Annotated in this window: 24 protein-coding genes; 17 read left to right on the top strand and 7 right to left on the bottom strand. The window is 66.6% G+C overall.

What is annotated here, in order from left to right; genetic code table 11:
• The first annotated feature begins 133 nt into the window (after nucleotides 1–133).
• The gene (gene ligD / locus LQ144_RS03840) at nucleotides 134–1,156 is read left to right on the top strand and encodes a non-homologous end-joining DNA ligase (RefSeq protein ID WP_230117242.1); all 1,023 of its coding nucleotides are present in this window, start codon (nucleotides 134–136) and stop codon (nucleotides 1,154–1,156) included.
• Between the two features lie 69 nt (nucleotides 1,157–1,225).
• Here ligD and LQ144_RS03835 read toward each other — a convergent pair whose 3' ends face one another.
• Nucleotides 1,226–1,846, bottom strand: a complete 621-nt coding sequence (locus LQ144_RS03835) for an L-threonylcarbamoyladenylate synthase (RefSeq protein ID WP_056626995.1) — start codon at nucleotides 1,844–1,846, stop codon at nucleotides 1,226–1,228.
• Nucleotides 1,847–1,980: 134 nt separating this feature from the next.
• Here LQ144_RS03835 and LQ144_RS03830 point away from each other — a divergent pair, with 134 nt between their 5' ends.
• The 4 genes from LQ144_RS03830 (at nucleotide 1,981) to LQ144_RS03815 (ending at nucleotide 5,979) form a co-directional block, all read left to right on the top strand.
• Nucleotides 1,981–3,966: a DUF4118 domain-containing protein gene (locus tag LQ144_RS03830; protein WP_230117241.1), complete on the top strand. Its 1,986-nt coding sequence runs from the start codon at nucleotides 1,981–1,983 to the stop codon at nucleotides 3,964–3,966.
• Complete coding sequence (locus LQ144_RS03825) at nucleotides 3,963–4,637, top strand: response regulator (protein ID WP_230117240.1); 675 nt, start codon at nucleotides 3,963–3,965, stop codon at nucleotides 4,635–4,637. The genes LQ144_RS03830 and LQ144_RS03825 overlap by 4 nt, the downstream gene beginning before the upstream one ends.
• Before the next feature lie 103 nt (nucleotides 4,638–4,740).
• Complete coding sequence (locus tag LQ144_RS03820) at nucleotides 4,741–5,172, top strand: VOC family protein (RefSeq protein WP_230117239.1); 432 nt, start codon at nucleotides 4,741–4,743, stop codon at nucleotides 5,170–5,172.
• Nucleotides 5,173–5,316: 144 nt separating this feature from the next.
• Nucleotides 5,317–5,979, top strand: coding sequence for a hypothetical protein (locus LQ144_RS03815; protein ID WP_230117238.1), 663 nt, complete (start codon nucleotides 5,317–5,319; stop codon nucleotides 5,977–5,979).
• Between the two features lie 43 nt (nucleotides 5,980–6,022).
• On the opposite strand, the gene LQ144_RS03810 is transcribed toward LQ144_RS03815, so the two are convergent.
• From LQ144_RS03810 to LQ144_RS03790, 5 genes are all read right to left on the bottom strand, one after another.
• The gene (locus tag LQ144_RS03810; protein ID WP_230117237.1) at nucleotides 6,023–8,425 is read right to left on the bottom strand and encodes a phosphoketolase family protein; all 2,403 of its coding nucleotides are present in this window, start codon (nucleotides 8,423–8,425) and stop codon (nucleotides 6,023–6,025) included.
• Between the two features lie 107 nt (nucleotides 8,426–8,532).
• Complete coding sequence (locus LQ144_RS03805) at nucleotides 8,533–9,285, bottom strand: maleylpyruvate isomerase family mycothiol-dependent enzyme (protein ID WP_230117236.1); 753 nt, start codon at nucleotides 9,283–9,285, stop codon at nucleotides 8,533–8,535.
• Nucleotides 9,285–10,121 (bottom strand): fumarylacetoacetate hydrolase family protein, encoded by an 837-nt coding sequence (locus tag LQ144_RS03800; protein ID WP_230117235.1) that lies wholly within the window; start codon nucleotides 10,119–10,121, stop codon nucleotides 9,285–9,287. The genes LQ144_RS03805 and LQ144_RS03800 overlap by 1 nt, the downstream gene beginning before the upstream one ends.
• Nucleotides 10,122–11,249 (bottom strand): cupin domain-containing protein, encoded by a 1,128-nt coding sequence (locus tag LQ144_RS03795; RefSeq protein WP_230117234.1) that lies wholly within the window; start codon nucleotides 11,247–11,249, stop codon nucleotides 10,122–10,124.
• Nucleotides 11,250–11,372: 123 nt separating this feature from the next.
• A complete protein-coding gene (locus tag LQ144_RS03790) occupies nucleotides 11,373–12,170 on the bottom strand; it encodes an IclR family transcriptional regulator (RefSeq protein WP_230117233.1) in 798 nt (265 codons plus the stop codon).
• 48 nt (nucleotides 12,171–12,218) lie between these two features.
• On the opposite strand from LQ144_RS03790, the gene LQ144_RS03785 reads away from it, so the two are divergent.
• The 11 genes from LQ144_RS03785 (at nucleotide 12,219) to LQ144_RS03735 (ending at nucleotide 23,054) form a co-directional block, all read left to right on the top strand.
• Nucleotides 12,219–13,514: an aromatic acid/H+ symport family MFS transporter gene (locus LQ144_RS03785; RefSeq protein ID WP_230117232.1), complete on the top strand. Its 1,296-nt coding sequence runs from the start codon at nucleotides 12,219–12,221 to the stop codon at nucleotides 13,512–13,514.
• Nucleotides 13,507–14,757, top strand: a complete 1,251-nt coding sequence (locus LQ144_RS03780) for an FAD-dependent oxidoreductase (protein ID WP_230117231.1) — start codon at nucleotides 13,507–13,509, stop codon at nucleotides 14,755–14,757. Before LQ144_RS03785 ends, LQ144_RS03780 begins: the two co-directional genes overlap by 8 nt.
• 178 nt (nucleotides 14,758–14,935) lie before the next feature.
• A complete protein-coding gene (locus LQ144_RS03775) occupies nucleotides 14,936–15,736 on the top strand; it encodes an IclR family transcriptional regulator (protein ID WP_230117230.1) in 801 nt (266 codons plus the stop codon).
• Between the two features lie 211 nt (nucleotides 15,737–15,947).
• Nucleotides 15,948–16,703, top strand: coding sequence for an SDR family oxidoreductase (locus LQ144_RS03770; RefSeq protein ID WP_230117229.1), 756 nt, complete (start codon nucleotides 15,948–15,950; stop codon nucleotides 16,701–16,703).
• A 64-nt stretch (nucleotides 16,704–16,767) separates the two neighbouring features.
• Entirely contained in the window at nucleotides 16,768–18,441 is a 1,674-nt protein-coding gene (locus tag LQ144_RS03765; protein ID WP_230117228.1) for an FAD-dependent oxidoreductase, read from the top strand.
• Entirely contained in the window at nucleotides 18,438–18,728 is a 291-nt protein-coding gene (locus LQ144_RS03760; protein WP_230117227.1) for a Dabb family protein, read from the top strand. Before LQ144_RS03765 ends, LQ144_RS03760 begins: the two co-directional genes overlap by 4 nt.
• Nucleotides 18,729–18,827: 99 nt before the next feature.
• On the top strand, nucleotides 18,828–20,213 hold the full coding sequence (locus LQ144_RS03755) for an MFS transporter (protein ID WP_230117226.1): 1,386 nt from the start codon (nucleotides 18,828–18,830) through the stop codon (nucleotides 20,211–20,213).
• A 124-nt stretch (nucleotides 20,214–20,337) separates the two neighbouring features.
• On the top strand, nucleotides 20,338–20,844 hold the full coding sequence (locus LQ144_RS03750) for an HAD domain-containing protein (protein ID WP_230117225.1): 507 nt from the start codon (nucleotides 20,338–20,340) through the stop codon (nucleotides 20,842–20,844).
• Nucleotides 20,845–20,999: 155 nt separating this feature from the next.
• Nucleotides 21,000–22,217, top strand: coding sequence for an inorganic phosphate transporter (locus LQ144_RS03745; RefSeq protein WP_290369706.1), 1,218 nt, complete (start codon nucleotides 21,000–21,002; stop codon nucleotides 22,215–22,217).
• Nucleotides 22,214–22,435 (top strand): hypothetical protein, encoded by a 222-nt coding sequence (locus LQ144_RS03740; protein WP_230117224.1) that lies wholly within the window; start codon nucleotides 22,214–22,216, stop codon nucleotides 22,433–22,435. Before LQ144_RS03745 ends, LQ144_RS03740 begins: the two co-directional genes overlap by 4 nt.
• A gap of 67 nt (nucleotides 22,436–22,502) precedes the next feature.
• Nucleotides 22,503–23,054: a dihydrofolate reductase family protein gene (locus tag LQ144_RS03735; protein WP_230117223.1), complete on the top strand. Its 552-nt coding sequence runs from the start codon at nucleotides 22,503–22,505 to the stop codon at nucleotides 23,052–23,054.
• 74 nt (nucleotides 23,055–23,128) lie between these two features.
• On the opposite strand, the gene LQ144_RS03730 is transcribed toward LQ144_RS03735, so the two are convergent.
• Entirely contained in the window at nucleotides 23,129–23,611 is a 483-nt protein-coding gene (locus LQ144_RS03730) for a hotdog fold thioesterase (protein ID WP_230117222.1), read from the bottom strand.
• Between LQ144_RS03730 and polA the strand changes: the two genes are divergently transcribed.
• Nucleotides 23,610–26,432 (top strand): DNA polymerase I, encoded by a 2,823-nt coding sequence (polA, locus tag LQ144_RS03725; protein WP_290369705.1) that lies wholly within the window; start codon nucleotides 23,610–23,612, stop codon nucleotides 26,430–26,432. The genes LQ144_RS03730 and polA overlap by 2 nt on opposite strands.
• Nucleotides 26,433–26,439 lie beyond the last annotated feature (7 nt).

Raw genomic sequence — 26,439 nt, 5'->3', positions numbered from 1 at the left:
GGCCCCCGACGGCGCCCCAATCAGTTCACATCCTTACAGATGCGCCCGCGGCTGCCCAGAGAGAAGGCACGTGTTTCTTCCCTGGGCCCGCCAAGGTGCTGACGCAGCGGGTCACGCGGGGTAGGTTGTCCCCATGGCCAGCGAACAGACCATCCTTACCGTTGACGGACCGAACGGGTCCCGGGACATGCGGATCTCGAGTCCCAGCAGAGTCCTGTGGCCGGAGTTGGGACTGACGAAACTCGACCTCGCCCGCTACATCGTGGACGTCGGGGAGGCCTTCATCGCGGCAAACGGTGACCGGCCGGTGTCACTCCAGCGGTTTTCGGAGAACGTCGACGGCGAGCAGTTCTTCTCCAAGAATCCTCCCAAGGGGACCCCGGACTTCATCCGGTCCGTCAAGGTGATCTATCCGAGCGCGCGCTCGCATCCCCAGCTGGTACTGGACGAACCCGCGGCCGCGGTGTGGGCGGTGCAGATGAACACCGTCGTCTTCCACCCGTGGCCGTCCCGTGCGGAAAACGCGGACAACCCGGACCAGCTGCGCATCGACCTTGACCCCCAGCCCGGCACCGACTTTGACGATGCCGTCCCCGCCGCCCTGGCGCTGAGGGACGTGCTGTCGGAGGTGGGCCTGACCGCCTTCATCAAGACGTCGGGCAACCGCGGCCTGCATGTCTATGCCCCCATCGAGCCGACTCGCGAATTCCAGGACGTGCGCCACGCCGTCATTGCTGCGGCAAGGGAGCTCGAGCGGCGGATGCCGGAGAAGGTCACCACGAACTGGTGGAAGGAAGAGCGCGGCGAACGGGTCTTCCTGGACTTCAACCAGGCCAACCGCGACCGCACCATCGCCGGGGCGTACAGTCCCCGCGCGCTCCCGCACGCCCCTGTTTCCTGTCCGATCACCTGGGACGAACTGGAGAGCGTCAATCCCAAGGACTTCACTATCCTCACGGTGCCGGAACGGCTGAAAACCGTGGGGGATCCCTGGGCGGACATGAACGCGAAGCCCGGGACCATCGACGACCTGCTGGCGTGGTGGGATCGGGACCTCAAGAACGGACTGGGCGAGCTGCCCTTTCCGCCGGACTACCCGAAGATGCCCGGCGAGCCGCCGCGCGTCCAGCCGAGCCGGGCCAAGAAGCCGGAGTAAGCCCGCAAGCCGCATGGGCGGCAGCGGGCGCCGGCGCGCACCGTCCGCGCGGTCAGGCGATCGGGTGTCCTACTCGAAGCGCGAGGGATCGCCGGTTCCCCGGCGCACCACCTCGGCCACGCCGCTCGAGAAGTCGACGACGGTGGTCGGCTCCGCGCCGCAGTCGCCGGAGTCGACCACGGCGTCCACCACGTGATCGAGCCGCTCCTTGATTTCCCAGCCCTGCGTCAGCGGATCCTCCTCGTCCGGCAGCAGCAGCGTGCTGGACAGCAGCGGTTCCCCCAGCTCGGCCAGGAGGGCCTGCACAAAGTTGTGGTCCGGAATGCGCACGCCCACGGTCTTTTTCTTCGGGTGCAGCAACCTGCGGGGCACCTCCTTCGTGGCGGGCAGGATAAAGGTGTAGCTGCCCGGCGTGACAGATTTGATGCTGCGGAACACGTCATTGCCGATGTTCACGAACTGACCCAGCTGTGCGAAGTCCCGGCAGACCAGCGTGAAGTGGTGCTTGCTGTCGAGCTGGCGGATGGTGCGGATCCTGTCCAGCGCCTCTTTGTTGCCCAGCTGCGCCCCGAGGGCGTAGCACGAGTCTGTGGGATAGGCGATCAGGCCGCCCGAATGAAGGAGATCCACGATCTGGGAAATTGCGCGCGGCTGTGGGTCCTCGGGGTGAACATCAAAGTATCTCGCCATGCCAAGAGCCTACGGCCCGCACGAGGTTCACGCACTCATCCCATCTGCGCCCAGGAAACAGCCGCTGGCGCACGCCTATTGATCCCGCCCGCACGGGCGCTTCAACGACGCCGGCCAAGTGAAAGAATGGCGGCATGGCACGGGAACGGATTGTCATTGGCCTGGCCGGCGGCGATGAGGGGGAGACCCTGATCCGCCGCGCCGCCAGGATCCTCGACGGAGCACAGGGCGGAGAGCTGCTTGCTGTGCACATCCGCTCTTCCGACGACGTCACGGGCGAGTCGCCCCGGGCCCTTGAATCCCAGCGCCGGATGGCGATTGAGCTCGGTGGCAGCTACCACACGGTCGCCGCATCCGACCCCGCCCGGGCCCTCCTCGATTTCGCCGCCAACGCCGGCGCCACCCGGGTGGTCATCGGGCAGTCGCGCCGCCGGCGGATGGCAGGGTTCCTGCGGGGTGCCAGCGTGGATACGCGGGTGGTGCGTGGCGCCGGCGACATCGACGTCCAGGTCGTTTCCCGCCCCCTCGCTGGACGTCCCGGCAACCGTGCACGGCAATGGGAGCTCGGCCGCGTGCGGGTCGGCATCGGATTTGGGCTGGCGGCCACTGTTCCGGTTGTTGTGCAGTCGCTGCTCGCCATGGCTGACCACAGTGTGGCTACCGCCGCGCTGCTTCAGCTGGCGGGCGCCGTGGCGGTCGCGCTGGTCGGCGGGCTGTGGCCCGCCGTCGCCGGAGCGCTCTGGAGCAGCCTGCTGGTCAATTATTTCTCCACGCCGCCGCTGGGCGACCTCGCCATCAGCGACCCCCAGGACCTGCTGTCCCTGGGCGTGTTCGTCGGAGTATCCGTGGCGGTGGCAGGCGTGGTGGACAGGTCGGCCCGGCGCTCCAAGGAGGCTGCGCGGGCCCGTGCAGAGGCGACAACGCTCGGCGATCTCGCCCTTGGCGCCTCCCGTTCGGAGGACACCGTCAACGGCCTGCTGACGCAGGCACTGGATGTGTTTGGTGCCAGAGGTGCCGGAGTGTTCGCCGTCGACGGTGGAGCAACCGGTGCCACAGGAGTCCCGGACGCCGCCGGCCACGCCCCGCCGCCGGGGGACGCCGGGGGTGACAAGCTGCGGCTGCTCGCGAGCGCCGGCGAGTTGACGGAACGGGAGCGCGGCGGCGCCGATTTCGCCGGCAACACGGTCGAAAAGCTCGACGGCGGAACCTGGCTCGTGCTGTTCGGCCGGACCGTGCCGGCCGCCGAAAGCCGGCTGCTGGGTGCGTTCGCGGTCCACGTGATGGCCCAGCTTGAACGCCAGCAACTGGCAGCCAGCCGCCTCGAGGTTGTGCGGCTGGCCGAAGGGAACACCATGCGCACAGCGATTCTGCGGGCTGTGTCCCATGACCTCCGGACGCCGCTGGCCGGGATTAAGCTCGCGGTGGGCGGCCTTCTCCAAACGGCAGTGACGTACAGCCCGGGGGAGGAAAAGGAACTGTTGGAAACCATCGATGAATGCACGGACCGGCTCGATGTCCTGGTGGGAAACCTCCTGGACATGTCAAGGATCACGGCCGACTCGGTACGGCCGCTGCTCAGGCCCGTCCGGTGGTCCGAAGTGGTTCCTCCGGCCCTCCGGGGACTTCCCGACGGCGCAGTGCGGGTGGAACTTGCGGCCAACATGCCGGCTGTTGATGCTGATCCGGGATTGCTGGAACGCGTCATCGCCAACATTGCCGAGAACGCAGTCAAGTACGCGCCCGGTTCGGACGTCGTTGTCAGCGGGGTGCCAGGAGGCCTGAGCCTGTCCGACCTTGAAGGACGTCCCGCGGGCGAGCTCCGAATCATCGATCACGGAAGCGGCGTGCCTGCCCGGAATGTGGTGGATATGTTCAGGCCGTTCCAGCGGCTGGATGACGTGCCGCAGACCACCGGCGTGGGCCTTGGCCTCGCCGTTGCCAAGGGATTCGTTACCGCGATGGGAGGCGAACTTTCTGCCACCGAAACCCCCGGCGGGGGCCTGACCATGGTTCTCCGGCTTCCCCTGTCTGCCGGCCCCGTGGGCGGGACCGGCGGGGCCGGGTTCCCGGATTCGGCGGCCGGCAGCGGCGCGGACTACCCCAGGGAGGCGGCCCTGTGACCGGAGTACTGGTGGTGGACGATGACCAGCATCTGCTGAAGGCCCTTCGGATAACCCTGCAAGCCCACGGGTACAGCGTGGACACTGCTGCCGACGGCAGGTCGGCCTTGCTGGCGGCGTCACAGCACCCGCCGGCCCTCGTGGTCCTGGATCTCGGTCTGCCGGACATGGACGGAGCTGAGGTGCTCCGGGAGCTCCGCCGCTGGAGCGCCGCGCCTGTCCTGGTGCTCTCGGCGCGGCACGGTTCCGCCGACAAAGTGGAAGCCCTCGACGCGGGGGCAGATGACTACATCACCAAGCCGTTCGGCCTTGAGGAACTCCTGGCCCGGCTGCGCGCCCTGCGGCGACGGGCTCCCGGGCCGGAGGCCGAACCCAAGGTGACGACGGCCGAGTTCACCGTGGACCTGGGGCAGCGGCTCGTCACACGGAACGGACAGCCCGTGCGGCTCACTCCGACCGAATGGAGCATCCTTGAACTGCTTGTCCGCAACCCGGGGAAGCTCATTACGCAGCAGCAGATCCTGGCGACAGTCTGGGGACCTGCCTACGAGAAGGAAGCCAACTACCTGCGGGTGTACATCGCGCAGCTCCGGCGCAAGCTCGAGGTAGACACCGGTAACCCGCGGCATCTGCTGACCGAAGCGGGCATCGGCTACCGGTTCCGGCCCTGAGCCCAGCGAAGCCCTATGAAGCGCAGCCGGATTGGGGCAACATGTGTAGTGCGGTCCGCCACAGACGTGGCACCTCACCAGTTCAGCCCTTAAGGAGAATCCTGTGCCCACTGTGCTCAACCCGTACCTTGGCTTCCGCGACAACGCCCGCGACGCGATGACCTTCTACCAGTCTGTCTTCGGCGGAGATCTGGTTCTCAGCTCGTTCGGGGATTTCCAGGCCAGCCAGGACCCCTCCGAAGCGGACAAGATCATGCACGGAATGCTGACCACGGACACCGGTATGGTCCTCATGGGCGCCGATACGCCCAACTCCATGGACTACACGCCGGGGAACACCATCTCGGTCTCTCTCAGTGGCGACGACGACGCTGAGCTGCGCGGCTACTGGGACAAGCTGTCGGTCGACGGCGGCTCCGTCACAGTGCCGCTTGAACAGGCGCCGTGGGGTGACACCTTCGGCATGTGTACCGACAGGTTCGGCGTTGCGTGGCTGGTGAACATCGCCGGTTCGCAGGCAGCGCCTGCTTCTTAACAGCGCAGCGGCGCAACGTTACGGCGGCGCAACCGGCACCTGAAGGATCTCTGCAGTCGACCATTTCACCAGTCGATCACTTCACCACGGCCGGTTGCCCGCCGTTCCCTTGAGGTACGGGCGGCCCGGTGCAACGATGGATGCGTGCAGCCTATCCTTGATTTCCTTGCCCACTACTGGTGGCTCGTTTTTCCACTGAGCGGGCTGGTCGGTGGTTGGACCCGATCATGGTCCAAAGCGAGCGAGCGCAGGCACCAGCGCAGGATCGAGCTCTACCGGCTCAGGAACCAGGCAGTGACCGCAGAACGAGCCAGCGAGTCCGAAGTGGCGGCACTGCTGGCCGCACATGATGACGTGAACAGCAGGTGGCTCGACTATGAGCTTGATGTCGGAAAGCTTATCGACTATCCGGTCATGACGGATGTCCGGGAGCCCCTGACTGTCGCGTTCCTGAGGGCAAAGCGGGAAGCGGACGGACTGCGTCCTGCCGGTCCGGGGGATGTGGAGAGCAGGTCGCGCCTCGATGAGTACCGGGCGGCCGTGCGCGGATACGAAGTCGCCTTTGACGTCGCCGAGCGGGAGGCACGGAGAATCAAGGACAGCAACTTTTCCGGGCCAGAGCGCCAGCGTCTGGCCACCGCCCGGAAGTTGCTGCGGATCGCTGAGGATAAGGCCGCTACGCCCGCCGAGCGACAGACCGCCTATAAGCGGGCGCGGCGGGAGCTGGACGGTCTGATCGCCCTGCCGGACGCCACCCGGGCGGCGCTGGAAGCGAAGATCGCGGGGATGCTGGACGCCGCCTCCTGAAACCATCGCGGGCGGCCAGGCGGGGGCGGTCAGGCGGGAGCGCTCAGCGGGGAGGGCTCCAGGCCCACTCGCGGATCTCCGGAAGATCCTCAAAGTGCTCACGAATATACTCGGCGTGGGCTGCCAGCTGCCGGTTGCAATGATCAGCCAGGTCCTCCGCTCCCGGGAGCTCCCGGGGCAGCCGTCGCAGTGCTTCCAGCGCCAGGTGGTAACGGCTCATTCTGTTGACCACCACCATGTCGAAAGGTGTGGTGGTGGTTCCCTGCTGGCTGTAGCCCCGGACGTGGAACCGTTCCGGGTTGGGACGCCCATGCAGCAGCTGGTGGAACGAGCGGGCGTAACCGTGCCAGGCGACAACGACATCGCACTTGTCGGTAAACAGGCGGCTGAACGCAGTGTCGTCGAGGCCATGCGGGTGGGTGTCCCGGGGCGGCAGCACCATGGCGTCCATGACGTTGACCACGCGGATCCGGGCCTGGGGCACGTGACGCTGAAGCAGCCAGGCCGCGGCCAGCGCCTCCTCCGTGGGGATGTCCCCGGCGCAGGCCAGGACAAGGTCAGGATCGGCGGTGGTCGCCGGCTCCTCGTTGCCGGCCCAGTCCCACCGCGATGCACCGGCCGCGGCGTGGGCCCGCGCTTCCGCCAGGGTGAGGTACTGCGGATGGGATTGCTTGTCCACGACGACGAGGTTGACGTAGTCCGTGCTCAGCAGTGCGTGCTCCGCGGCCACGAGCAGCGTGTTGGTGTCCGGCGGCAGATAGATCCTCGTCACCTCGCCCGAGAGTGAAAGCACGGTATCGATCAGGCCCGGGCCCTGGTGGCTGAAGCCGTTGTGGTCATTGCGCCAGCACGTTGAGGTCAGCAGGATGTTGAGGCTGGGAACGGGGGAGCGCCATTCGAGGTCACGCGCATGCTGCAGCCACTTGGCATGCTGGACGGCCATCGAGGCGCTGACCATGGCGAACGCCTCATAGCTGGCGAAGAACCCGTGCCGGCCGGTCAGGGCGTAGCCTTCCAGCCAGCCCTGGCAGAGATGCTCAGACAGCACCTCCATCACCCGTCCGTCAGCGGAGACATGATCCGCCGGAGCATCCCCGGCCTTCGGCGGAACCAGGAGGCACCTGTCGGTCGCCGCGAACACGTCGCCCAGGCGGTTGCTGTTGGTCTCGTCAGGGCAGAAGAGCCGGAACCGGGGCATATCTTCTGTGGCGCGGTAGAGATCGCGGAACAGTTCCCCGAGCGGTTTGGTGGTCTCACTGCTGGTGGAGCCGGGCCGGCCCGGCTCCACCGCGTACTGCGCCAGATCCGGGATGACGAGCGGCACCGACGGCTGGCCGTTGGCCCACGGCGCAGATCCCATCCTCAGCCTGCCTTTGGGCGCGAGCGCGGCCAGCTCAGGAACGAGCCTCCCCTCGGCGTCGAACAGCTCTTCGGGTCTGTAGGAACGCATCCACTGTTCGAGCAGCGCGAGGTGTTCCGGATTGTCCTTGACGCCGGACAGCGGAACCTGGTGGGAACGGAAGGTTCCCTCCACCGGGCTGCCATCCACCGATTCCGGACCCGTCCAGCCCTTGGGTGTCCGCAGGATGATCGCGGGCCAGCGGGCCGCGGCTGTGACACCGTTGCTGCGGGCGTCCGCCTGGACTTCCCGGATGGTGGCATAGGCACCGTCCAGCGCGGCCGCCATGGCCCGGTGGACGGCGTCGGGCTCGTCGCCCGCAACGGTGACCGGATCCCAGCCGTTCGCCCGCAGGAGCGCCTCCACCTCCTCGTCGGAGCGGCGCCCCAGCACCGTGGGCCCCGAAATCTTGTGCCCATTGAGGTGGAGGATCGGCAGGACAGCGCCGTCCCTGGCGGGATTGAGGAAAAACGGAGCCACCCAGGAAGCGGCCAGCGGTCCAGTCTCGGCCTCGCCGTCACCGATCACGCAGGCGGCAATCAAGTCCGGGTTGTCCATGACCGCCCCGGTGCCGTGCATGAGCGAGTACCCCAGCTCACCGCCTTCGTGGATGGATCCCGGCGTGGCGGGCCCGACGTGGCTGCCGACCCCTCCTGGCGTCGAGAACTGCCGTGCCAGCCGCCTCAGGCCGGCAAGGTCCTGGCTGATGTCCGGATAAATCTCGGAGTAGGTGCCTTCCAAATACACGTTCGCCACCACCGATGGGCCGCCGTGTCCCGGGCCGGCGATGAAAAGGACGTTCGCGGCCGTCCTGCTGATCAGCCGGTTGAGGTGGACGTAGACCAGGGACAGCCCCGGTCCTGTGCCCCAGTGCCCGAGAAGCCTCGGTTTGATGTGGAGGGATTCCAGCGGTTCACGGAGCAGCGGATTCTCCTGGAGGTAGATTTGCGCCACCGTGAGGTAGTTGGCGGCATTCCAGTACCGGTGCAGCAGCTCAAGATCTTCAGCCGATAGTGCTTCGGCTGCGTCGGTGTTGTCCGTGCCCATGCCCCGTGCCTCTCGTCGGATCTGCTCCAGCGTTGACGGCCACAGTCTAACCCCGGAGTTGGCGGCCCAATCCGCGGCAAGGTGGGGTCGACGTCAAGAAGGTGAGATCAGATCCAGTTCGGTGCTGCCGGCACCTCGGGTAGGACTGTTCCGTTCTGTTCGGCGGTGACACCGGAGATGCCGCGGCCGGTGGCCCAGCGGACCACGTCTGCGAGCGTGCCCGAGATCACCAGCGGCGCGTCCGCCCCGGTGTCGCCGAACGTGAGCTCGGTCCCCGTCACCTTGATGAGGAGCCCTGTATCGGTGCCGCGGGTGTGCCAGGCGCCGGCGATGTCCTTCAGCAGCCGACTGAGTACCGGTGCGGGGATGTCGGTGAAGGTGGCGCCGTTGTTCAGGTCGACGGCGTGGACCCAGACTTCGCGGGTGCGCATCCACACTGTCTCTTCGGCGGGGACGGTCCGGCCCTGGACGGTCTTGACCTTGTGGTGCCAGGCGTCCTCGGGCAGGTCGCGCCACTCGACGTTCAGGTGCACGGCGGAATGGTCGAAGAGGTTCCGCAGCGCGATGGGGCTGAGCGTGGCACCGAAGTCGATTTCGTGGTCCCGCACCGACGTGGAGGCGTACATGGGTGTCTCCACGCCGGTGCCCGCCCACTCGACCAGCCGCGCGATGGCCCGCGCGTTGTAGCCGATGTGCGCCGTGACGTGGCGTCGGGTCCAGCCGGGCAGCAGCGAATCACCGTCGAGGTCCTGGTCGGAGAGTTCGTTGAGTTTGCGGGCGAAGAACGCCGTGCCCCGACGCGCCTGCAGCAGCCCCTCGAGCAGCTCTGGGTCCGTGGTCTGGTCGGTGCGGGCGGCCATCAGGCTTCCTTGACCACGCGGTTGTTCAGCTGGCCCAGGCCCTCGATGGTGGTCACGAGGACCTGGCCTTCCTGCAGGTACCGCTTGGGGTCCTGGGCGTGGCCCACCCCGCCGGGCGTGCCGGTGGCGATGACGTCGCCGGGGTTCAGCGTGATGATGGTGGAGATGTAGGAGACCAGGAATTCCGGGGTGAAGACGAGGTCGCCGGTGGGGGTCTGCTGCTGGATCTCGCCGTCCACTGCGGAGGTCATCAGCGGACCGGCGGAGAACTCATCCTTGGTCACCAGGGCCGGACCGAACGGAGTGCTGTTCTCCCAGGTCTTGCCCTGGAGCCACTGGATGGTGCGGAACTGGTAGTCGCGCATGCTGATGTCATTCAGCACGGAGTAGCCGGCGATGTGCTCTGCGGCGTCCGCTTCGCTGATCCGGCGGCCCTTCTTGCCGATCACGACGGCGAGCTCGGCTTCCCAGTCCACGGTGTCCGATTCCTGCGGGAGGGCCAGGTCATCGTTGGGGCCGATCAGGGATTCCTGGTACTTCGCGAACAGGGTGGGGTACTCCGGGATATCCCGGCCCATTTCCTTGATGTGGTTGCGGTAGTTGTGGCCCACGCAGATGATCTTGCCCGGGGCAGGGACGACGGCGGCGAGGTCGGCGCCGTCGAGCGGGTGCGTTGCGCCGCTGGCCGCCTTTGCCTTCTCTTCCCAGGCGGAGTCGCGGAGGAGTTCCCCGACGTCGGCGAAGCCGTCGATTTCGGTGAGGGTGTCGCCGTCCTGGCGGACGGCCGTGGTTCCAGTTTTATCCCCAATGGAGAGGCGGAGGGTAAGGAGTCTCATTTACTTGCGTCCTTCGGTGTAGGTGCGGTTGAAGTTCAGGCGTTCGAGGATGGGGGCGTCGCTGAAGCGGAACAGGTCAAACTCCGTCTCGGCCTGGAGGGACCATTCCTGCCAGGACGGGACGACGAACAGGTCGCCCTTGGCCAGGGTCCTGGTTTCGCCGTTCAGCACCACGGTGCCGGTGCCCTCGAAGACCTGCCAGACACTGGAGCCGACCTCGCGCAGCGACTCGGTGGTGGCGCCGGCGCGGAGGCGGTGGAATTCGGCCCGGATGGTGGGCATCACGTCCCCGCCGGTGGTGGGGTTGGAGTACCGGATGGCGGCGTGGCCCTGGGACACGGTGGCCGGATGCCCCTCGTCCTCGAGCAGCAGTTGCTCGCGCAAGGCCCGGTCGGTGTGCTCCCAGCGGTACGCGGCGATGGGGGAGTTCGTGGTGTCATCCAGGCCCGAAAGCGGCCGCAGGCCCGGGTGCGCCCAGAGCCGTTCGGAACGGGAAATGTCAGGGGTGGCCTCGTCCGTGACGCGTTCGGTGCCGAATTCGAAGAACCCGGCGTCCGCATAGTGCACGAACGGGATGTCCAGGCCGTCGATCCAGGCCATCGGCTGGTCGGTGTCGTTGTGGTGGCCATGGAAGTTCCAGCCCGGCGTCAGCAGGAAATCCCCGCGGCGCATTGCCACCGGATCCCCGTTGACCACGGTCCAGACGCCTTCGCCCTCCACGACGAACCGGAACGCGTTCTGGGAGTGCCGGTGTTCCGGGGCGGTCTCGTGGGCGCCGAGGTACTGGATTGCCGCCCACAGGGTAGGCGTGGCATACGGCGTACCGGACAGGCCCGGGTTCGCCAGGGCAATGGCGCGGCGCTCACCGCCCCGGCCCACCGGGACCAGGTCCCCGGCGCGGGCGGCCAGCGGGTACAGGTCGCTCCAGCGCCAGACATGCGGCACGGCCTTCGGGGACGGGACCATCGGCATCAGGTCCGCGATCTCGGTCCACAGCGGGATCAGGTTACCGCTTTCGAAGTCGCGGTACAGCTGCTCGAGCTGGACGGTCTCTTCGGCCGTCGGCTCCGGGACGGTCTGCCCGGCGGCAACTGATTTTTGCGTTGCGTTCTCGGCGCTGATGGACACAGGGGCCTCCTCGGTGGGTGCGGATAGCGTTTGGGCGTACATCCGACTGTAGAGACCTACCGATGTGATCCCCACGATATTCTGCCTGCCAGAATTATCTAGGGGGTAACCCGCTGGGAGCGCTTAGCCCGGCTCGGCGGGATTGGCGGCGATGTCTATTTCCAGCTGCCGCCGCGTCTCCAGCATCACAGCCACCAGGCCGGCATCGAACAGCCTGCGGAACCTGGCCACCGGAGTGGCGACGCTGAGGGCGCCTACCACTACGCCCTTCCCGTTATGGAGGGCCATGCCCAGGGCGCTGATCCCGTCCTCGGTCCCTTCGAAGTTGGCGGCAAAGCCGTTGGTGCGGACGGTCTCCAGTTCCCGCAGGAAGGCCGGATACTCAGCGTCCGGAATACTGTCGCCGCCGATCTCAGCGTTCTGGCTGCGGAACAGCTGGTCGATCATCGCAGGCTCAAGCTCGGCGAGCATCGCCTTGCCGCCCGACGCCTTGCTGGCCGGCAGCACTGTGCCCTGCCGGTCACCCACGCGGAGAACATTGGTACTTTCAACCGTGTCCAGGAACCGGACCTTTGTCCCCACCCGGATCATCAGGTTGACCGTCTCGTTCACCCGGGAGCACAGCAGCTCCATATGGGGACGGGCCAGGTCTCTCAAAAGCCGCGTCCAGCTGACCCCCGCGGGACCCGCCCCCATGGCGGGCCCCGGCACGTAGCGGCGGGATTCATCCTGGACCGCAAAACCGCGGTACACCAGCATGGCTAAGAGCCGGTGGGCAGTGGAGGGCGCAACCCCGAGCTCCTTCGCCGCATCCTTCAGACGGAGGCTCCCGCCGTCGCGCAGCAACTGAAGCAGCTGGAGCGCGTTGTCCACCGCCTCAATGGAGTATGTGGGTTTCTTCTGGAGGGGCAAGTTCTGCACGACAGAATTTTATAGGTTCCCGATGGCGACTGCCACCACAGTGGTGGGATGAATCACATACCTTCCGCTGCGGCGCCGGAGCGGTCCACCAACGGCGCAACCCTGGCGGCCGGGCCCTCGTCCCGGTTCCCCAAACAAACTGCCATGGCAGTTCTTGTTTGCTGGCTCCTGGTCGTCTTCGACGGCTACGACCTCATCGTGTACGGCACTGTGCAGTCGTCGCTCATCAACAACACCGGCTGGGGCCTGACGAAGGCCACAGCCGGCACCGTCGGTTCCATGGCTTTCCTGGGGATGATGATCGGCGCCATATTTGCCGGCCGGATGTCTGACACCTTCGGGCGCCGCCGGACGATCCTGGGATGCGCGATCGTGTTCTCGGCCTTCACCATCCTGTGCGCCTTCGCTCCGAGCGCCCCTGTCTTCGGCGGGCTCCGGCTGCTGGCCGGCATCGGGCTCGGCGGGCTGGTTCCCTCGGCCAACGCGCTGGTGGCGGAACTGGTGCCGGCAAAATGGCGGTCCACCATTGCCACCCTGATGATGTCCGGTGTTCCGATCGGCGGCTCCATTGCAGCGCTGGCGGGCATTCCGCTCATTCCTGCCTTTGGCTGGCCGGTGATGTTCCTCATCGCGGTTCTGGCACTGCTCGTTGTCATTCCGCTGGGATATCGCTACCTGCCCGAGACTCTGGCCCCGGTGCGTGCCGGTGGCCAGGCCACGGAACCTGCCGGCTTTGGTTTCCTGCTCCGCGCCCCTTACCTGGGCATGAGCGTGCTGTTCGCCATTTCCACCCTGGTGACGCTCTTCGCCTGGTACGGCCTGGGCACCTGGCTGCCCAACCTCATGCAGCTTGCGGGCTACAACCTTGGCTCAGCACTGACGTTCGCCCTGGCGCTGAACCTCGGTGCTGTCGCCGGCTCGGTCATCACCGCCTGGGCAGGCACGCGCTTCGGACCCATTCCGACGGCGATAGCGGCGGCCGCCGTCGCCGCCGTCGCCCTGGTGGTCCTGGTGGCGGGGCCTCCCGTCACCGTCGTTTATCTGATGCTGGTTCTTGCAGGCGTCGGAACGCACGGCACCCAGTGCCTGATCATTGCGGCGGTGGCCAGCCACTACCCGGCGCACCTCCGCGGCACCGCGCTGGGCTGGGCACTCGGCGTCGGCCGCATCGGTGCCGTCGCGGCGCCCCAGGTGGGTGGGCTGCTGCTCGCAGCCGGCCTGGGCGTCAATTCGAACTTCCTGGCATTCGCGGGAGCGGCCGCCGTGGCCGCCGTTCTGCTCGGAGCCATCGGAATCAAAATCAATTCAAAAACCCCAACCTCAGTAGGAGCTCACAATGTCTGACCGGAAAACGTCCACCGATGTCCTCGTTATTGGCGGAGGAATGGCCGGCCTGGCCGGAGCCCTGGCGCTGCGCGAGAACGGCGCCGACGTGACGCTCGTTGAACGTGCACCGGAATTCGGCGAGGTCGGAGCCGGCCTTCAGATGGCCCCGAACGCCTCACGGGTTTTGAAGCGGTGGGGCCTTCTGGACAAGGCGCTGGAGATCGGCGTCCAGCCCAAGCACCTTGTTTTCCGCGATGCAGTCACCGGCGAGGAGCTCACCCGCCAGACGCTCGGCGGCGAGTTCGAGGAACGCTACGGCGCGCCGTACGTCGTGATCCACCGCAGCGACCTGCACCGGGTCCTCCTGGAAGCTTGCCAGGATGCCGGCGTCCGGCTGGTCAACGACGTCATGGTGGAAAGCGTGGAGACCGTGAACGGCCGGGGCGTGGCCCACACCGCCGGGGGCACCGACTTCGAAGCCGATGTTGTGATCGGCGCCGACGGCCTCAAGTCCACCCTCCGCCCCGCAATTGCGCAGGACGGCCCCGTCTCGTCGTCCTACGTCGCCTACCGGGGCACTGTGCCGATCACGGAGAACACCCCCAAGGCCGATCTGGAAGACGTCATCGTCTACCTCGGACCGGACTGCCACCTCGTGCAGTACCCGCTGCGCAAGGGCGAACTGCTGAACACCGTGGCCGTCTTCAAGTCGCCGTCGTTCGAGCGCGGCGAGGAGCAGTACGGCGGCGTGGACGAACTCCAGGCCGCCTATAAGGACTGTGTGCCGGCAGTCCAGGAGGCGCTCAAGAACCTGGCCACGGGCATCCGCTGGCCCATGTACGACCGCGACCCGATCGAAAACTGGGTTGCGGGCCGGATGGTCCTGATGGGCGACGCCGCGCACCCGATGCTGCAGTATCTCGCCCAGGGCGCGTGCCAGGCCCTCGAGGACGCCGCTGTGCTGCAGGACGCCAGCCACGGCACGGTGTTCACCGACGACGGCGTGGACCCAGCCGCCTGGGACCAGGCCATCAGCGACTTCAACGCACGGCGTGCCGCCCGGACGGCCCGCGTCCAGCGCACCGCGCGTGTCTGGGGCGAGTCCTGGCACGTTTCGGGACTGGCTCGGACCCTGCGGAACCTGCTCTTCAAGAGCCGCAAAGACGGGGACTTCCAGTACAACGACTGGCTGTACGGCCAGGACAACGACGGCGTTCCCGCCGCCTCGGCCCCGGCCGGCCGGGTCAGGGTGCCCGCCTGAGCCCTCGGGTTCCGACAACGTCAACAGCTTGTCCAGGAAGGCCGGACGCGGCAAAAACCGCGTCCGGCCTTCCTGTGTCCCCATAAGCTGGAGATGGACCGAATCGGGCGGCTCGGTGTTCAAGGCGCCGTGTGCAGGACGGCGCTTTATCCAAGAGGCACTGTGATCAGGAGGCATCGTGGCCAATTCATCCTCGGGTGAATCCGTCATCCGCCGCTTCGTCACGATCGTCGGCGCCTTCGACGAGATCCATCGAAGCATGACCGTCGCGGCCCTCGCCCGCCGCACCGGACTGCCCGTCACCACCACCTACCGGCTCGTGGACGAAATGCTGTCCGAGGGCCTGCTGGAGCGGGGACCGGCCGGCGTGCAGATCGGCACGCGCCTCTGGGAACTCGTTTTCCGCAGTTCGCGAATGCTCGGACTCCGCGAGGCCGCCCTGCCCTTCATGGAGGACGTCCAGGCCGTAGTCCAGTACTCCACCACGCTCGGCATCCTCGATTCGGACGAGGTGCTCTACATCGAGCGGCTCGGCGCCAGCTCGTCGATCGTCAACATCACCCGGATCGCCGGCCGGCTTCCGCTGCACGGCACCTCGTCAGGCCTGGTCCTGCTGGCCCACTCCGCCCCGGAATACCAGGACAGGATCCTGTCCCGGCCGCTTAAGAAGTACACGGAAACTACCGCCACAGACCCGCTGGCCCTCCGCCGGCAGCTGGCTGAGATCCGGCAGCGCGGGTACGCGGCCATGCCCGGATTCATCGTTCCCGAATCCAGCGGCATCGCCGTACCGGTCACGGGCCCCGACAACACGGTGATTGCAGCCCTGAGTGTGGTGGTGCCGCGCAACGAGGAAAACATCCAGACCCGCGTCCCCGTGCTCATGGCAGCCGCCCGCGGCATTTCCCGGTCCCTCGGCCGGCGAGAACAGCTCACGGGTACGGTGCGGCAGAGCAGGGACGTCCCGGATTACCGATGAACGGAAATGATGTGGTTCCCTTCACATCCGCCCTGCCAGTCTGTGGTGAGAGGTAAAAGAACCGCACCAAACACTGCGGAGCAGAACCGGTAGAGACCCCGTACGGGGCCACCCCACCCCACACACGAGCCGACCCGGCTCTGTTTCGTGCTGCCCGCAGGATCGGTGCCCGATCACACCAGCCGCATCGGAGCGGCAGGAGGAGCATGCAATGAACGCCAGTCGGGTAGCAGGAAAAACCGCGGTGGTCACCGGCGGCAGGGGAGACCTGGGCAGCGCCACTGTCCGCCTCCTCGCAGAGCACGGCGCAAAGGTGGCCAGCCTGGACATCGCCGGAACGCCGCCGGCTGTGAGGCACAGCGGTGGCACCGAGTACGACGTCGACGTCACCAATGAGGACAGCGTCGCCGCCGCGGTGGCCAGGATCCGCAACGACCTCGGCGCCCCCGACATCCTGGTCAACGCCGCCGGCATTATCGGCCCGGCAGGAGCATCGCACACCGCCTCGGTCCCGGACTTCGACCTCATCTTCAACGTGAACGTCAAGGGCGTCTGGCTCATGACCAAGCATGTGGTGCCCGGCATGATGGAAAACAAGGCCGGGAGCATCATCAACTTCTCCTCCATCCACGGGCTCACCGGCGGCCGCAACGTCCCGCTCTACCATGCCACCAAGGGGGCAGTCCGGCTCCTGAGCAAATCAGATGCCGCCGCCTACGGCGCCCACGGAATCCGCGTCAACTCCATCCATCCCGGATCCATGAACACCAGGATGAGCCGGCGCTCCGCGGAGCAGTCCGACGTCGGAGCCGAGCGCTACTACAGGCAGCTGGTGGGCTCCAACCCGCTGCCCCGGCAGGGCGAGCCGGACGAAATCGCCTACGGCGTCCTCTACCTGGCGTCCGACGAGTCCCGGTTCACCACCGGCTCCGAACTTGTGATCGACGGCGGCTACACCGCCGTCTGATCCGCGCCTGCGAGCGCCGCACCATTCCTTCCGCACAACCAAGCTTCAGCTGAAAGGCCATGCCATGAAATTCCTCTACGGAACCCCCGCGGACCGCTACGACGTCGTCGTCGTCGGCTCCGGCGCCGGTGCCCTGACTGCCGCCGCCACCGCGGCGCACGCCGGCAAGTCCGTCGTTGTCCTCGAAAAGTCTGCCCTGCTGGGCGGAACGTCCGCCGTCTCCGGCGGGATGTTGTGGGTGGCGGACAACCACCACGCCAGGGCTGCCGGCATCACCGACTCCAAGGAAGCCGCCCGGACATACGTCGCCGCAGTGGCGCGGGGGCGGGGGCGCCGTGAGCTCCTGGACGCCGCCCTGGACTATGGGGACACCATGCTCCGCTACACGGAAGAGGAACTGGGCCTCAGGTTCCTGTTCCTGAACAACTTCCCCGACTACCGCCAGGACCTGCCAGGCTCCGTGGAAGGCGGACGCACCGTGGAGCCCGAGCTCTTCAACATCCGCGAAGCCCTCGGCGACCTCGCCGCGCACGTGCGCTCCGACGGCCGGGCACCCTTCACCATGCAGGAATACGAAAACTGGGGTGCCTTCACCAAGTTCCCGTGGGCCGACCTCAACCGCCGCCAGGCCGAGGGCCTCGTGGCCAAGGGACACGCCCTTGTTTCCATGCTGCTCGCCAGCCTGGTCCGCGACGGCGCGGCCCTCGCCGTCGGCGCGCGGGGGCACCGGCTTCTGACCAGCGGCGGCCGGGTGACCGGCGTTGAACTGGAGACCGGGGAACAGATTCAGGCCAACGACGGCGTGGTCCTTGCCACCGGCGGCTTTGAATGGGACCGTCAGCTGGCCGACTCCCTGCTGGCGTCCCGGCTGTACGCGATGTGCTCCACGCCGTCGAACACCGGTGACGGGCTGAAGATGTCCCAGCGCGTTGGCGGCCAGACCCGGGGCACGCGCGAAGCATGGTGGGCTCCGATGGCGATCACGGGGGACACCCGGGACGGACAGCCGGTGGGCACCCTGCTCCGCTTCGAACGCCAGGGTCCCGGGTCCATCATGGTCAACCGCAACGGCGAGCGCTTCGCCAACGAATCCCAGAACTACAACGACCTCGCCCGCTGCCTGCAGTCGTGGGATTCGCCCAACAACCGGACACTGAACACGCCGGCCCATGTGGTGTTCGACCACACGTACCTGGAGCGCTACGGCGTCCTGGCCCACCGCGCAGGCATGCCCACGCCGGACTACCTGATTGAGGCGCCCACCCTGGCAGAACTGGCAGTCAGGATCGGCGTGCCTGCGGGCAAGCTGACCGCCACCGTGGACCGGTTCAACGAGTTCGCCGTCAAGGGCGAGGACCCCGATTTCGGCCGGGGTGAGAGCGCCTACGACAAGTACTGGGGTGACGACGACTGCCCATGGCCCAACCCGTCCCTCGGACCGCTGCAGAACGGTCCCTACTACGCCCTGGAAGTAGTCAACGGTGCGTTCGGCAGCAACGGCGGCGTGGCCACCGACGGCCGGGGACGGGTGCTCGACGTCGACAACCAGCCGATCGCCGGGCTGTTCGCCGCCGGCAACACCACCGAAAATGCCTACGCGGCCGGTTACCCGGGCGCCGGGGCGACCCTGGGCCCCATCATGACGATGGGCTACCTCGCAGGACGGACAGCCGCCGGCCAAAGTGCCAGCTACCCGGCCGGGGAGCGGGCAGCCGCTCTCGCCGGAGCCCGGCCATGATGCGGCACGCCGTCCTGTTCCGCTTCAAACCGGACTTCCCGGCGTCCGACCGGCAGGCCTGGATCGACGGCCTGAACCGCATGGATGGAAACATCCCCGGCCTGCTGTGCCTCACCCACGGCCCCGACGTCATGGGCACCGAACGGTCGTTCGACTACGCCATCGTGGCCGACTTCGCGTCAGTGGACGACGTCGCCGTCTACAACACGCACCCGCTGCACGAACCGCTGAAGAAATACTCCTTTCCGAACAGCGAACAAATCCTCTCGGTCGATTTCCACCTCTAGTCCCGTCCATCCGGATACGGTCCCGTCCGGGTGGACAAGATCCCGTCCATCCCGACAAGACCCCGTCCGCCCGGACTACGACGTCCCAAGGAGATTCACATGTCCACAAATTCACCTGCCGGCGCAGCAGAGTTTGCGCCACCGCGCAAGACGCCTGGCAAGGCCGCCCTCGCATCCTTCCTGGGCAGCACGCTCGAGTACTACGACTTCTTCATCTACGGCTCTGCCGCAGCGCTGGTGTTCAGCCACTTGTTCTTCCCCAGCGGCAACCCGGCCGTCGGACTGGTGGCCTCCTTCGCCACTTTCGGCGTCGCCTATGTGGCGCGGCCCATCGGCGGGCTGGTCATGGGGCACTTCGGCGACAGGCTGGGACGGAAACGCACGCTGCTGTTCACTCTCGGCATGATGGGACTGGCGTCGCTGGGCATCGGGTTCCTTCCCACCTATGAGCAGGTGGGTGTCTGGGCGCCCATCCTGCTGACCGCCGGCCGGCTGCTCCAGGGATTCTCCGCGGGCGCAGAGTCAGCGGGTGCCTCCACGCTCACGCTTGAGCATTCCCCGGAGGGGCGGCGCGGCTTCTTCACCAGCTTTGTCATGACCGGTTACGCCTCCGGCATGGTGTTGGCCACCCTGGTATTCATCCCGATTTCAGCCCTGCCGCAGGACCAGCTGATGAGCTGGGGCTGGCGCGTCCCCTTCTGGCTCTCCGTGGCAGTGCTGGCCATCGCTTACTGGGTCCGCACGCATCTGGACGAGACCCCCGTCTTCGAAGAGGCCCAACAGTTCGACGAGGTCAAGTCACTGCCTATCCGCGATGTGTTCAGATTCCAGACGCCTGACGTGCTGCGCGTGATCGGCATGTCCATCATGTCCGTCATGCAGACAGTCTTCACGGTGTTCGGCCTCGCCTATGCCACCGGCACGGTAGGTCTGGACAAGGCCTCAGTCCTCACGGTGAATGCCGTCTCCATTGGGCTGTCGATGTTCGTGATGCCCGTGACGGCTCAGCTCTCGGACCGCGTGGGGAGGCGCCCGCTCCTCATCACGGCAGCCCTTGGCTGCTCTGCGACCATCTTCGGGTACTTCTGGGCCCTGGGCACCGGGAACATGACCCTGATCTTCCTGGCCGCCTTCGTCAACATGACCCTCTTCTACTCATGCTTCAACGGCATCTGGCCGGCCTTCTTCGCGGAACAGTTCGCAGCGCCCATCAGGTATTCCGCCATGGCCATCGGAAACCAGCTTGGCCTGATGGTGGCAGGATTCGCCCCGATGATCGCCGGGCTGTTGCTGGGCGCTGGACGGAACGGCTGGATTCCTGTGGCCCTGTTTGCCGCAGCCTGCATGGTGATCGCCGGAATAGCTGCCTACTTCTCCCGGGAGACGGCCCGGACGCCCATAGCGGATCTGGGCGGCCCATACCTGAAGGGCGTGGCGGACCGTCGAAGTGCCAGGCCCTTGCCCGCCCGGACGCCAGTTCCGTAGCGTTGGCCTCAGAGCCTTGGGCGGCCCGAGCCCGGGCCGCCCAAAGCCGGCGTCCGCCCAGACGCATCGCCAGGCGGCCTGGCGGGAGAGGCCGTGGCCAGGACCGCGCCGGAAGGACCAAGCCATGGGAAACGTGTCGCTGTACCTGGACGTCGACGGCGTGGTGTGCCCGTTCGGGGCCACCGGCGACACCCCCTGGGGCTCGGCGTGGACGTACGCCTACGCCGGGATGCTTGAGGTTGCGTATGCGGGGGAGCTGGTGGTGGCCCTGAACCGGCTGGCACCGACCCCCGGTCTCCGCTGCGTGTGGCTCACGAGCTGGGAAGAACTGGCACCGGCGGTCCTTTGCCCGGTCACCGGGCTCGACGGCGGCCAGTGGCCGGTGCTGACCGCGGACGGCGCGGGAGGCGGGGCGGACTGGTGGAAGCTCGAGGCAATCCAGGCGGACGTCGAATTCACCCGTCCCGAGCGGATCATCTGGATTGACGACCAGCTCGCCTTCGAGGGCCGGGCCCAGGCATGGGCAGGAGTGCTCGGTGCCCGCGCCCTGCTGGTTTCGCCTGACCCGAGGCGCGGACTGTCACCGGTGGAGCTCGACTCCATCCGGATTTTCGCGGAGGACACGGTTTGACCTGATCCTCAGGGCGCGTACGATCTATAAGGTTTCAAACCCGTCCTGCAACCACCCGCAAGTCACACCGGCCGAACAGCCGGTGAACTATGCTTTGCAGGGCAGGCAGGGGAAAGTGGAACTGCTGACCGTCGACTCTGCAGATTGGGCAACAGGTGGATATCACCTTCATGGTGGCGCTGGTCATAGCGCTGGCATTATTTTTCGACTTCACCAACGGCTTTCACGACACGGCGAATGCGATGGCTACACCCATTGCCACCGGTGCCATCAAACCGAAGACGGCAGTTGCGCTCGCGGCGGTCCTGAACCTGGTGGGCGCCTTCCTGTCAACGGAAGTGGCAAAGACCGTCTCAGGCGGCATCATCCGCGAGGGAGCCGACGGCGTCCAGATCACCCCGGACATCATCTTCGCGGGGCTCATGGGTGCCATCCTCTGGAACATGGTCACCTGGCTCAAAGGGCTGCCGTCGAGTTCCTCGCACGCCCTGTTCGGCGGACTGATCGGCGCAGCCATTGCAGGCATCGGGTTTAATTCCGTGAACCTCGAGACCCTGCTGCAAAAGGTCATTCTGCCGGCCGTCTTCGCCCCGGTCATCGCCGGCGTGGTCGCTTACATCTGTACCCGCATCGCCTACGCGCTCACGTCCCGGCACGATCCCGAGACCGGCAGCAAGCTCACGCAGAAACGCGGCGGCTTCCGGACCGGCCAGATCTTCACCTCAAGCCTGGTGGCACTGGCGCACGGCACGAACGACGCCCAGAAGACCATGGGCATCATCACCCTGGTGCTGATCGCGGCCGGCACGCAGAGTCCGGGCACCGGACCGCAGCTGTGGGTCATCGGCGCTTGCGCCCTGGCCATCGCCGTTGGCACGTATGCGGGCGGCTGGCGGATCATCAGGACCATGGGCGCCGGGCTTACCGAAGTGAAGCCCGCGCAGGGCTTCGCGGCAGAGTCCAGCACCGCCTCCGCCATTCTTGCCTCGTCGCATCTGGGCTTCGCCCTCTCCACCACCCAGGTGGCCTCCGGATCAGTGATCGGCTCGGGGATGGGCCGCAAGGGCACAACCGTCCGTTGGGGGATGGTGGGGCGCATCGCCCTCGGCTGGCTCTTTACCCTTCCCGCTGCCGGCATCGTTGGCGCCCTCACCGCGCTCCTCGTCAAGACAGGTGTTGTGGGCGTGGTCATCGCTGCGGTCGCCGGCACCGGAGCCGTGCTCTATATGTTCCTGGTTTCACGCAAGTCCGAAGTGGGCCACCACAACGCCGTGGAGGTCGAAGAAGCCGGACAGGCTGTCCGTTTCGCGAAGAAGAAAGCCCTCGCCCGGGCACGTGCCAAGGCGAACAATCCGAAGGATTCTCAGCAATGAAGTGGTTGGAACTCCTCACAGTAGCCGGAGCCACGCTCGTGGCCGCGGTAACCGTAGTGGTCCTCTATTCCCTGGGTGTCCGCCTGACTGCCATTGCCGGAGACCGCCAGGTCACCGCTCCCGTGTGGGTCCGCTACCTCGCCTACGCCTGCTTTGGGCTCTGCGGCATCGCCGTACTCTTCGGGCTGTACCTGATCATCCCTTACTTCAGCGGCTAACCCACCGACGCCACACAAGCCTCTGCGGCCTCTGGGAACCACGGCCGGGGATGGCTAGTCTTAGACCATGCCCAGCGTCCAGTACTACGTTGCATCGTCCCTCGACGGATTCATCGCCACCGCTGATGACGATCTTGCCTGGCTGCTCCAGTTCGACGGCTTCGACGGCGGCAAGGAGAGCTACGACTCGTTCATGGCCGGCGTCGGCTGCATCGTCATGGGCGGCACCACCTACCAGTGGCTGATGGACCACGAGTCCGGCAATTGGCCCTATCCCGAAACCCCTTGCTGGGTCTTCACCCACCACGAATTCACAGCACCCCCGGGCGCAGACGTCACCTTCGTGCGGGGGCAGGTCCAGGAGTTCGCCAGGGACTTCACGGGCGATGCCGCCGGGAGGAATGTGTGGGTGGTGGGCGGCGGTGACCTTGCGGCCCAGTTCGCCGATGCCGGCCTGCTGGACGAGCTCATCGTCTCGATCATCCCCGTGGTGCTGGGCCAGGGGAAGCGGCTGCTTCCCCTGAACGTCCCGACGCCGCCACTTGAGTTGGTTGAGTCCCGCACCCAGGGGCGGGGGATCGTGGAGCTCCGCTACCGTTTCGGCGGAGAGGCCGGATAGGCCGGATAGCGTACCCGGCACGCCGGAAGGCGGCCTGAGCGCCGCCAGACGCCAGTGTGGCCGGCCCGGTGATGCTACGTGTTGATGTCCCGGATCAGGTTGGTGATCCGGGCTGTCGAAAGCCTGCGGCCGTGCTCATCGGTCATGACGATTTCGTGGGTGGTGAGCGTGCGGCCGAGATGGATGGCCGTGCAGGTTCCCGTCACGGTGCCAGCCGCGATGGCCCGGTGATGCGTAGCGCCCACCTCGATGCCAAGCGCCTGGCGCCCGGGGCCGGCGTGCATGCCGGCCGCGAAGGAACCGAGGGTTTCCGCGAGCACTACATGGGCGCCGCCGTGCAGGATCCCTGCCACCTGGGTATTCCCTTCCACCGGCATGGTGGCCACCGTCCGCTCGGGGCTCATTTCCAGGAAGCGGATCCCCATCTTCACCACCAGGGCGCCGATGCCGAACTCGCCGAGCCAATCGTGCAGCTGCTCCGGGACGCCGGCCGTGATCAGTTCGTCCTTGAACCGCACCTCTTCGGCGGGCTGGCCGGGCGTGAAATTGTCCATCATGGCAACTAGGCTGGCACCTGTGAGTGAAACTACCAAACCGGCCCCTTTCCCGTCCGACGCCGACACCCTGCAGGATATTGCGGTCCCGCGTCCCGCCGGCCCCGCTGCTTCCGCGACCGTGGCCCCGGTTATTCCCCTGACGGACCAGCCGCGCCTCCTGGTGCTGGACGGACACTCCATGGCGTTCCGGGCCTTCTTTGCCCTCCCTGCTGACAAGTTCTCCACGTCCGCTGGCCAGCACACCAACGCCATCCACGGCTTCACGTCCATGCTCATCAACCTGATCAAGGAGCAGAAGCCCACCCACATTGCCGTGGCCTTCGATGTCTCGGACGAAACCACCCACCGCAAGGCCGAGTACAGCGAGTACAAGGGCGGGCGCAATGAGACGCCCAGGGAGATGAGCGGCCAGATCGATCTCATCGACAAAGTCATGGGCGCGTGGGGCATCAAGACCATCAAGATGCCCGGCTACGAAGCGGACGACATCCTGGCGACCCTCGCCGCAATGGGTGAACAGGCAGGCTTCGAGGTACTTCTCGTGTCCGGCGACCGTGATGCCTTCCAGCTGATTACGGACAACGTCTTTGTGCTGTACCCCAGGAAGGGCGTCAGCGACATTCCCCGGATGGATGCCACAGCCATCCAGGAAAAGTACTTTGTCAGCCCGGCCCAGTACTCGGACCTCGCCGCCCTGGTCGGGGAGACCGCGGACAACCTCCCTGGCGTTCCCGGCGTCGGCCCCAAGACGGCGGCCAAGTGGATCAACCTGTACGGCGGGCTGGAGGGGGTTCTGGAGAACCTCGACGCGATCGGCGGGAAGGTGGGGGACGCCCTCCGCGAAAACGTCGAGGACGTCAAGCGCAACCGGCGGCTGAACAGGCTCCACACTGATCTTCAGCTCCCGGTAACGCTGGACGAACTCGCGGAACCCCGCCCGGACGAGGCCGCCCTGGAGCAACTGTTCGACGACCTTGAATTCAAGACCATCCGTACGCGGCTCTTCGCCCTCTACGGCAGCGACGACGTGGAATCCGCTAAGCGGGAGAGCATCGACACGCCGGCTTTTGTGGCCCCTTCCGGCGCTACTGAGCTGAGTGCTTTCCTGGCGGCCGGAGCCGGTAAGCGGTCGGCCGTCGCCGTTGACCTGGTGCCCGGCCGCATCGGCGAAGACGCCGCAGCACTGGCCATTGTCCGTGACGACGCCGCCGTCTACATCGACCTCGCCGCCCAGGACGCCGCAGCGGAAAACGTCCTGGCGGAGTGGCTGCGTGACGGGCAAGCCCCGAAGGTCATGCATGGCTACAAGGCAGCCCTGAAAGCCCTGTCCAGCCGTGGCCTGGGCCTGGAAGGTGTAGTGGATGACACCTCCATCTCCGGGTACCTCATCCAGCCGGACCGCCGCACGTATGAGCTCGCCGAACTGGCTCAGCACCACCTCAACATCAGCATGTCAGCCGAGACCGCCAAGGCAGGCCAGCTTGAGCTGTCGTTCGACGGCGACGACGCCGCCGCTGCCGACGCGCTGGTCCGGGTAGCCGCGGTAGTCCAGGCCCTGAGCCGTTTCTTCGAATCGGAACTGACGGAACGCAAGGCGGCGGACCTGCTGACCACCCTGGAGCTGCCCGTCAGCCGGGTTCTGGCCGACATGGAACTCGCTGGCATCGCCATCGACATGCCGCGCATGGACGAACAGCTTGCGGATCTCGCGAAGGTGATCGACAACGCCCAGGAACTCGCCTTCGCCGCGATCGGCCACGAGGTCAATCTCGGATCGCCCAAGCAGCTGCAGACGGTACTCTTCGAAGAACTCCAGCTGCCGAAGACCAAGAAGATCAAGTCCGGCTACACCACCGACGCCGCGTCGCTCAAGAACCTGCTGGAGAAAACAGGGCACGAATTCCTGGTCCAGCTCATGGCCCACCGCGAGTCCTCGAAGCTGCGCCAGATGCTGGAATCGCTCAAGAAGTCCGTTACCGAAGACGGCCGGATCCACACCACGTATGCGCAGAACGTGGCAGCCACCGGCCGGATCTCCTCCAACAACCCCAACCTGCAGAACATCCCCATCCGCAGCGAGGAAGGCCGGCGCGTCCGCGGCATCTTTGTGGTCAGCGAAGGCTACGACTGCCTGCTGTCCGCGGACTACTCACAGATCGAAATGCGCATCATGGCCCACCTCTCGGGGGACGCCGGCCTGATCCAGGCCTACAAGGAAGGCGAAGACCTCCACCGCTTCGTGGGTTCCAACATCTTCCATGTGCCCACCGATCAGGTGACCAGTGCCATGCGATCGAAGGTCAAGGCGATGTCCTACGGCCTCGCCTACGGCCTGACCTCGTTCGGCCTCTCCAAACAGCTGGAGATCTCCGTCGACGAGGCACGGACACTCATGAAGGACTACTTCGACCGGTTCGGCGCCGTCCGCGACTACCTCCGCGGCGTGGTGGACCAGGCCCGGATCGACGGTTACACCGCCACGATCGAGGGGCGCCGCCGCTACCTCCCGGACCTCACCAGCACGGACCGGCAGCTGCGCGAGAACGCTGAGCGCATTGCCCTGAACTCTCCCATCCAGGGGTCGGCGGCTGACATCATCAAACGCGCCATGCTGGGCGTGCACTCCGAACTCGCAGCCCAGGGCCTCAAATCGCGCATGCTCCTGCAGGTCCATGACGAACTGGTCCTGGAGGTCGCAGCGGGGGAACGCGAGGCGGTGGAGAAGCTGGTCACCGAACAGATGGGCGCCGCGGCCCAGCTGAGCGTTCCGCTGGACGTCCAGATCGGCGTCGGCCCCAGCTGGTACGACGCCGGCCACTAGCAGTTTC

The sequence above is a fragment of the Arthrobacter sp. Bi83 genome, from assembly GCF_918698095.1.
Taxonomy (GTDB): Bacteria; Actinomycetota; Actinomycetes; order Actinomycetales; family Micrococcaceae; genus Arthrobacter.
This window is presented reverse-complemented; position numbering and strand designations above follow the sequence as displayed.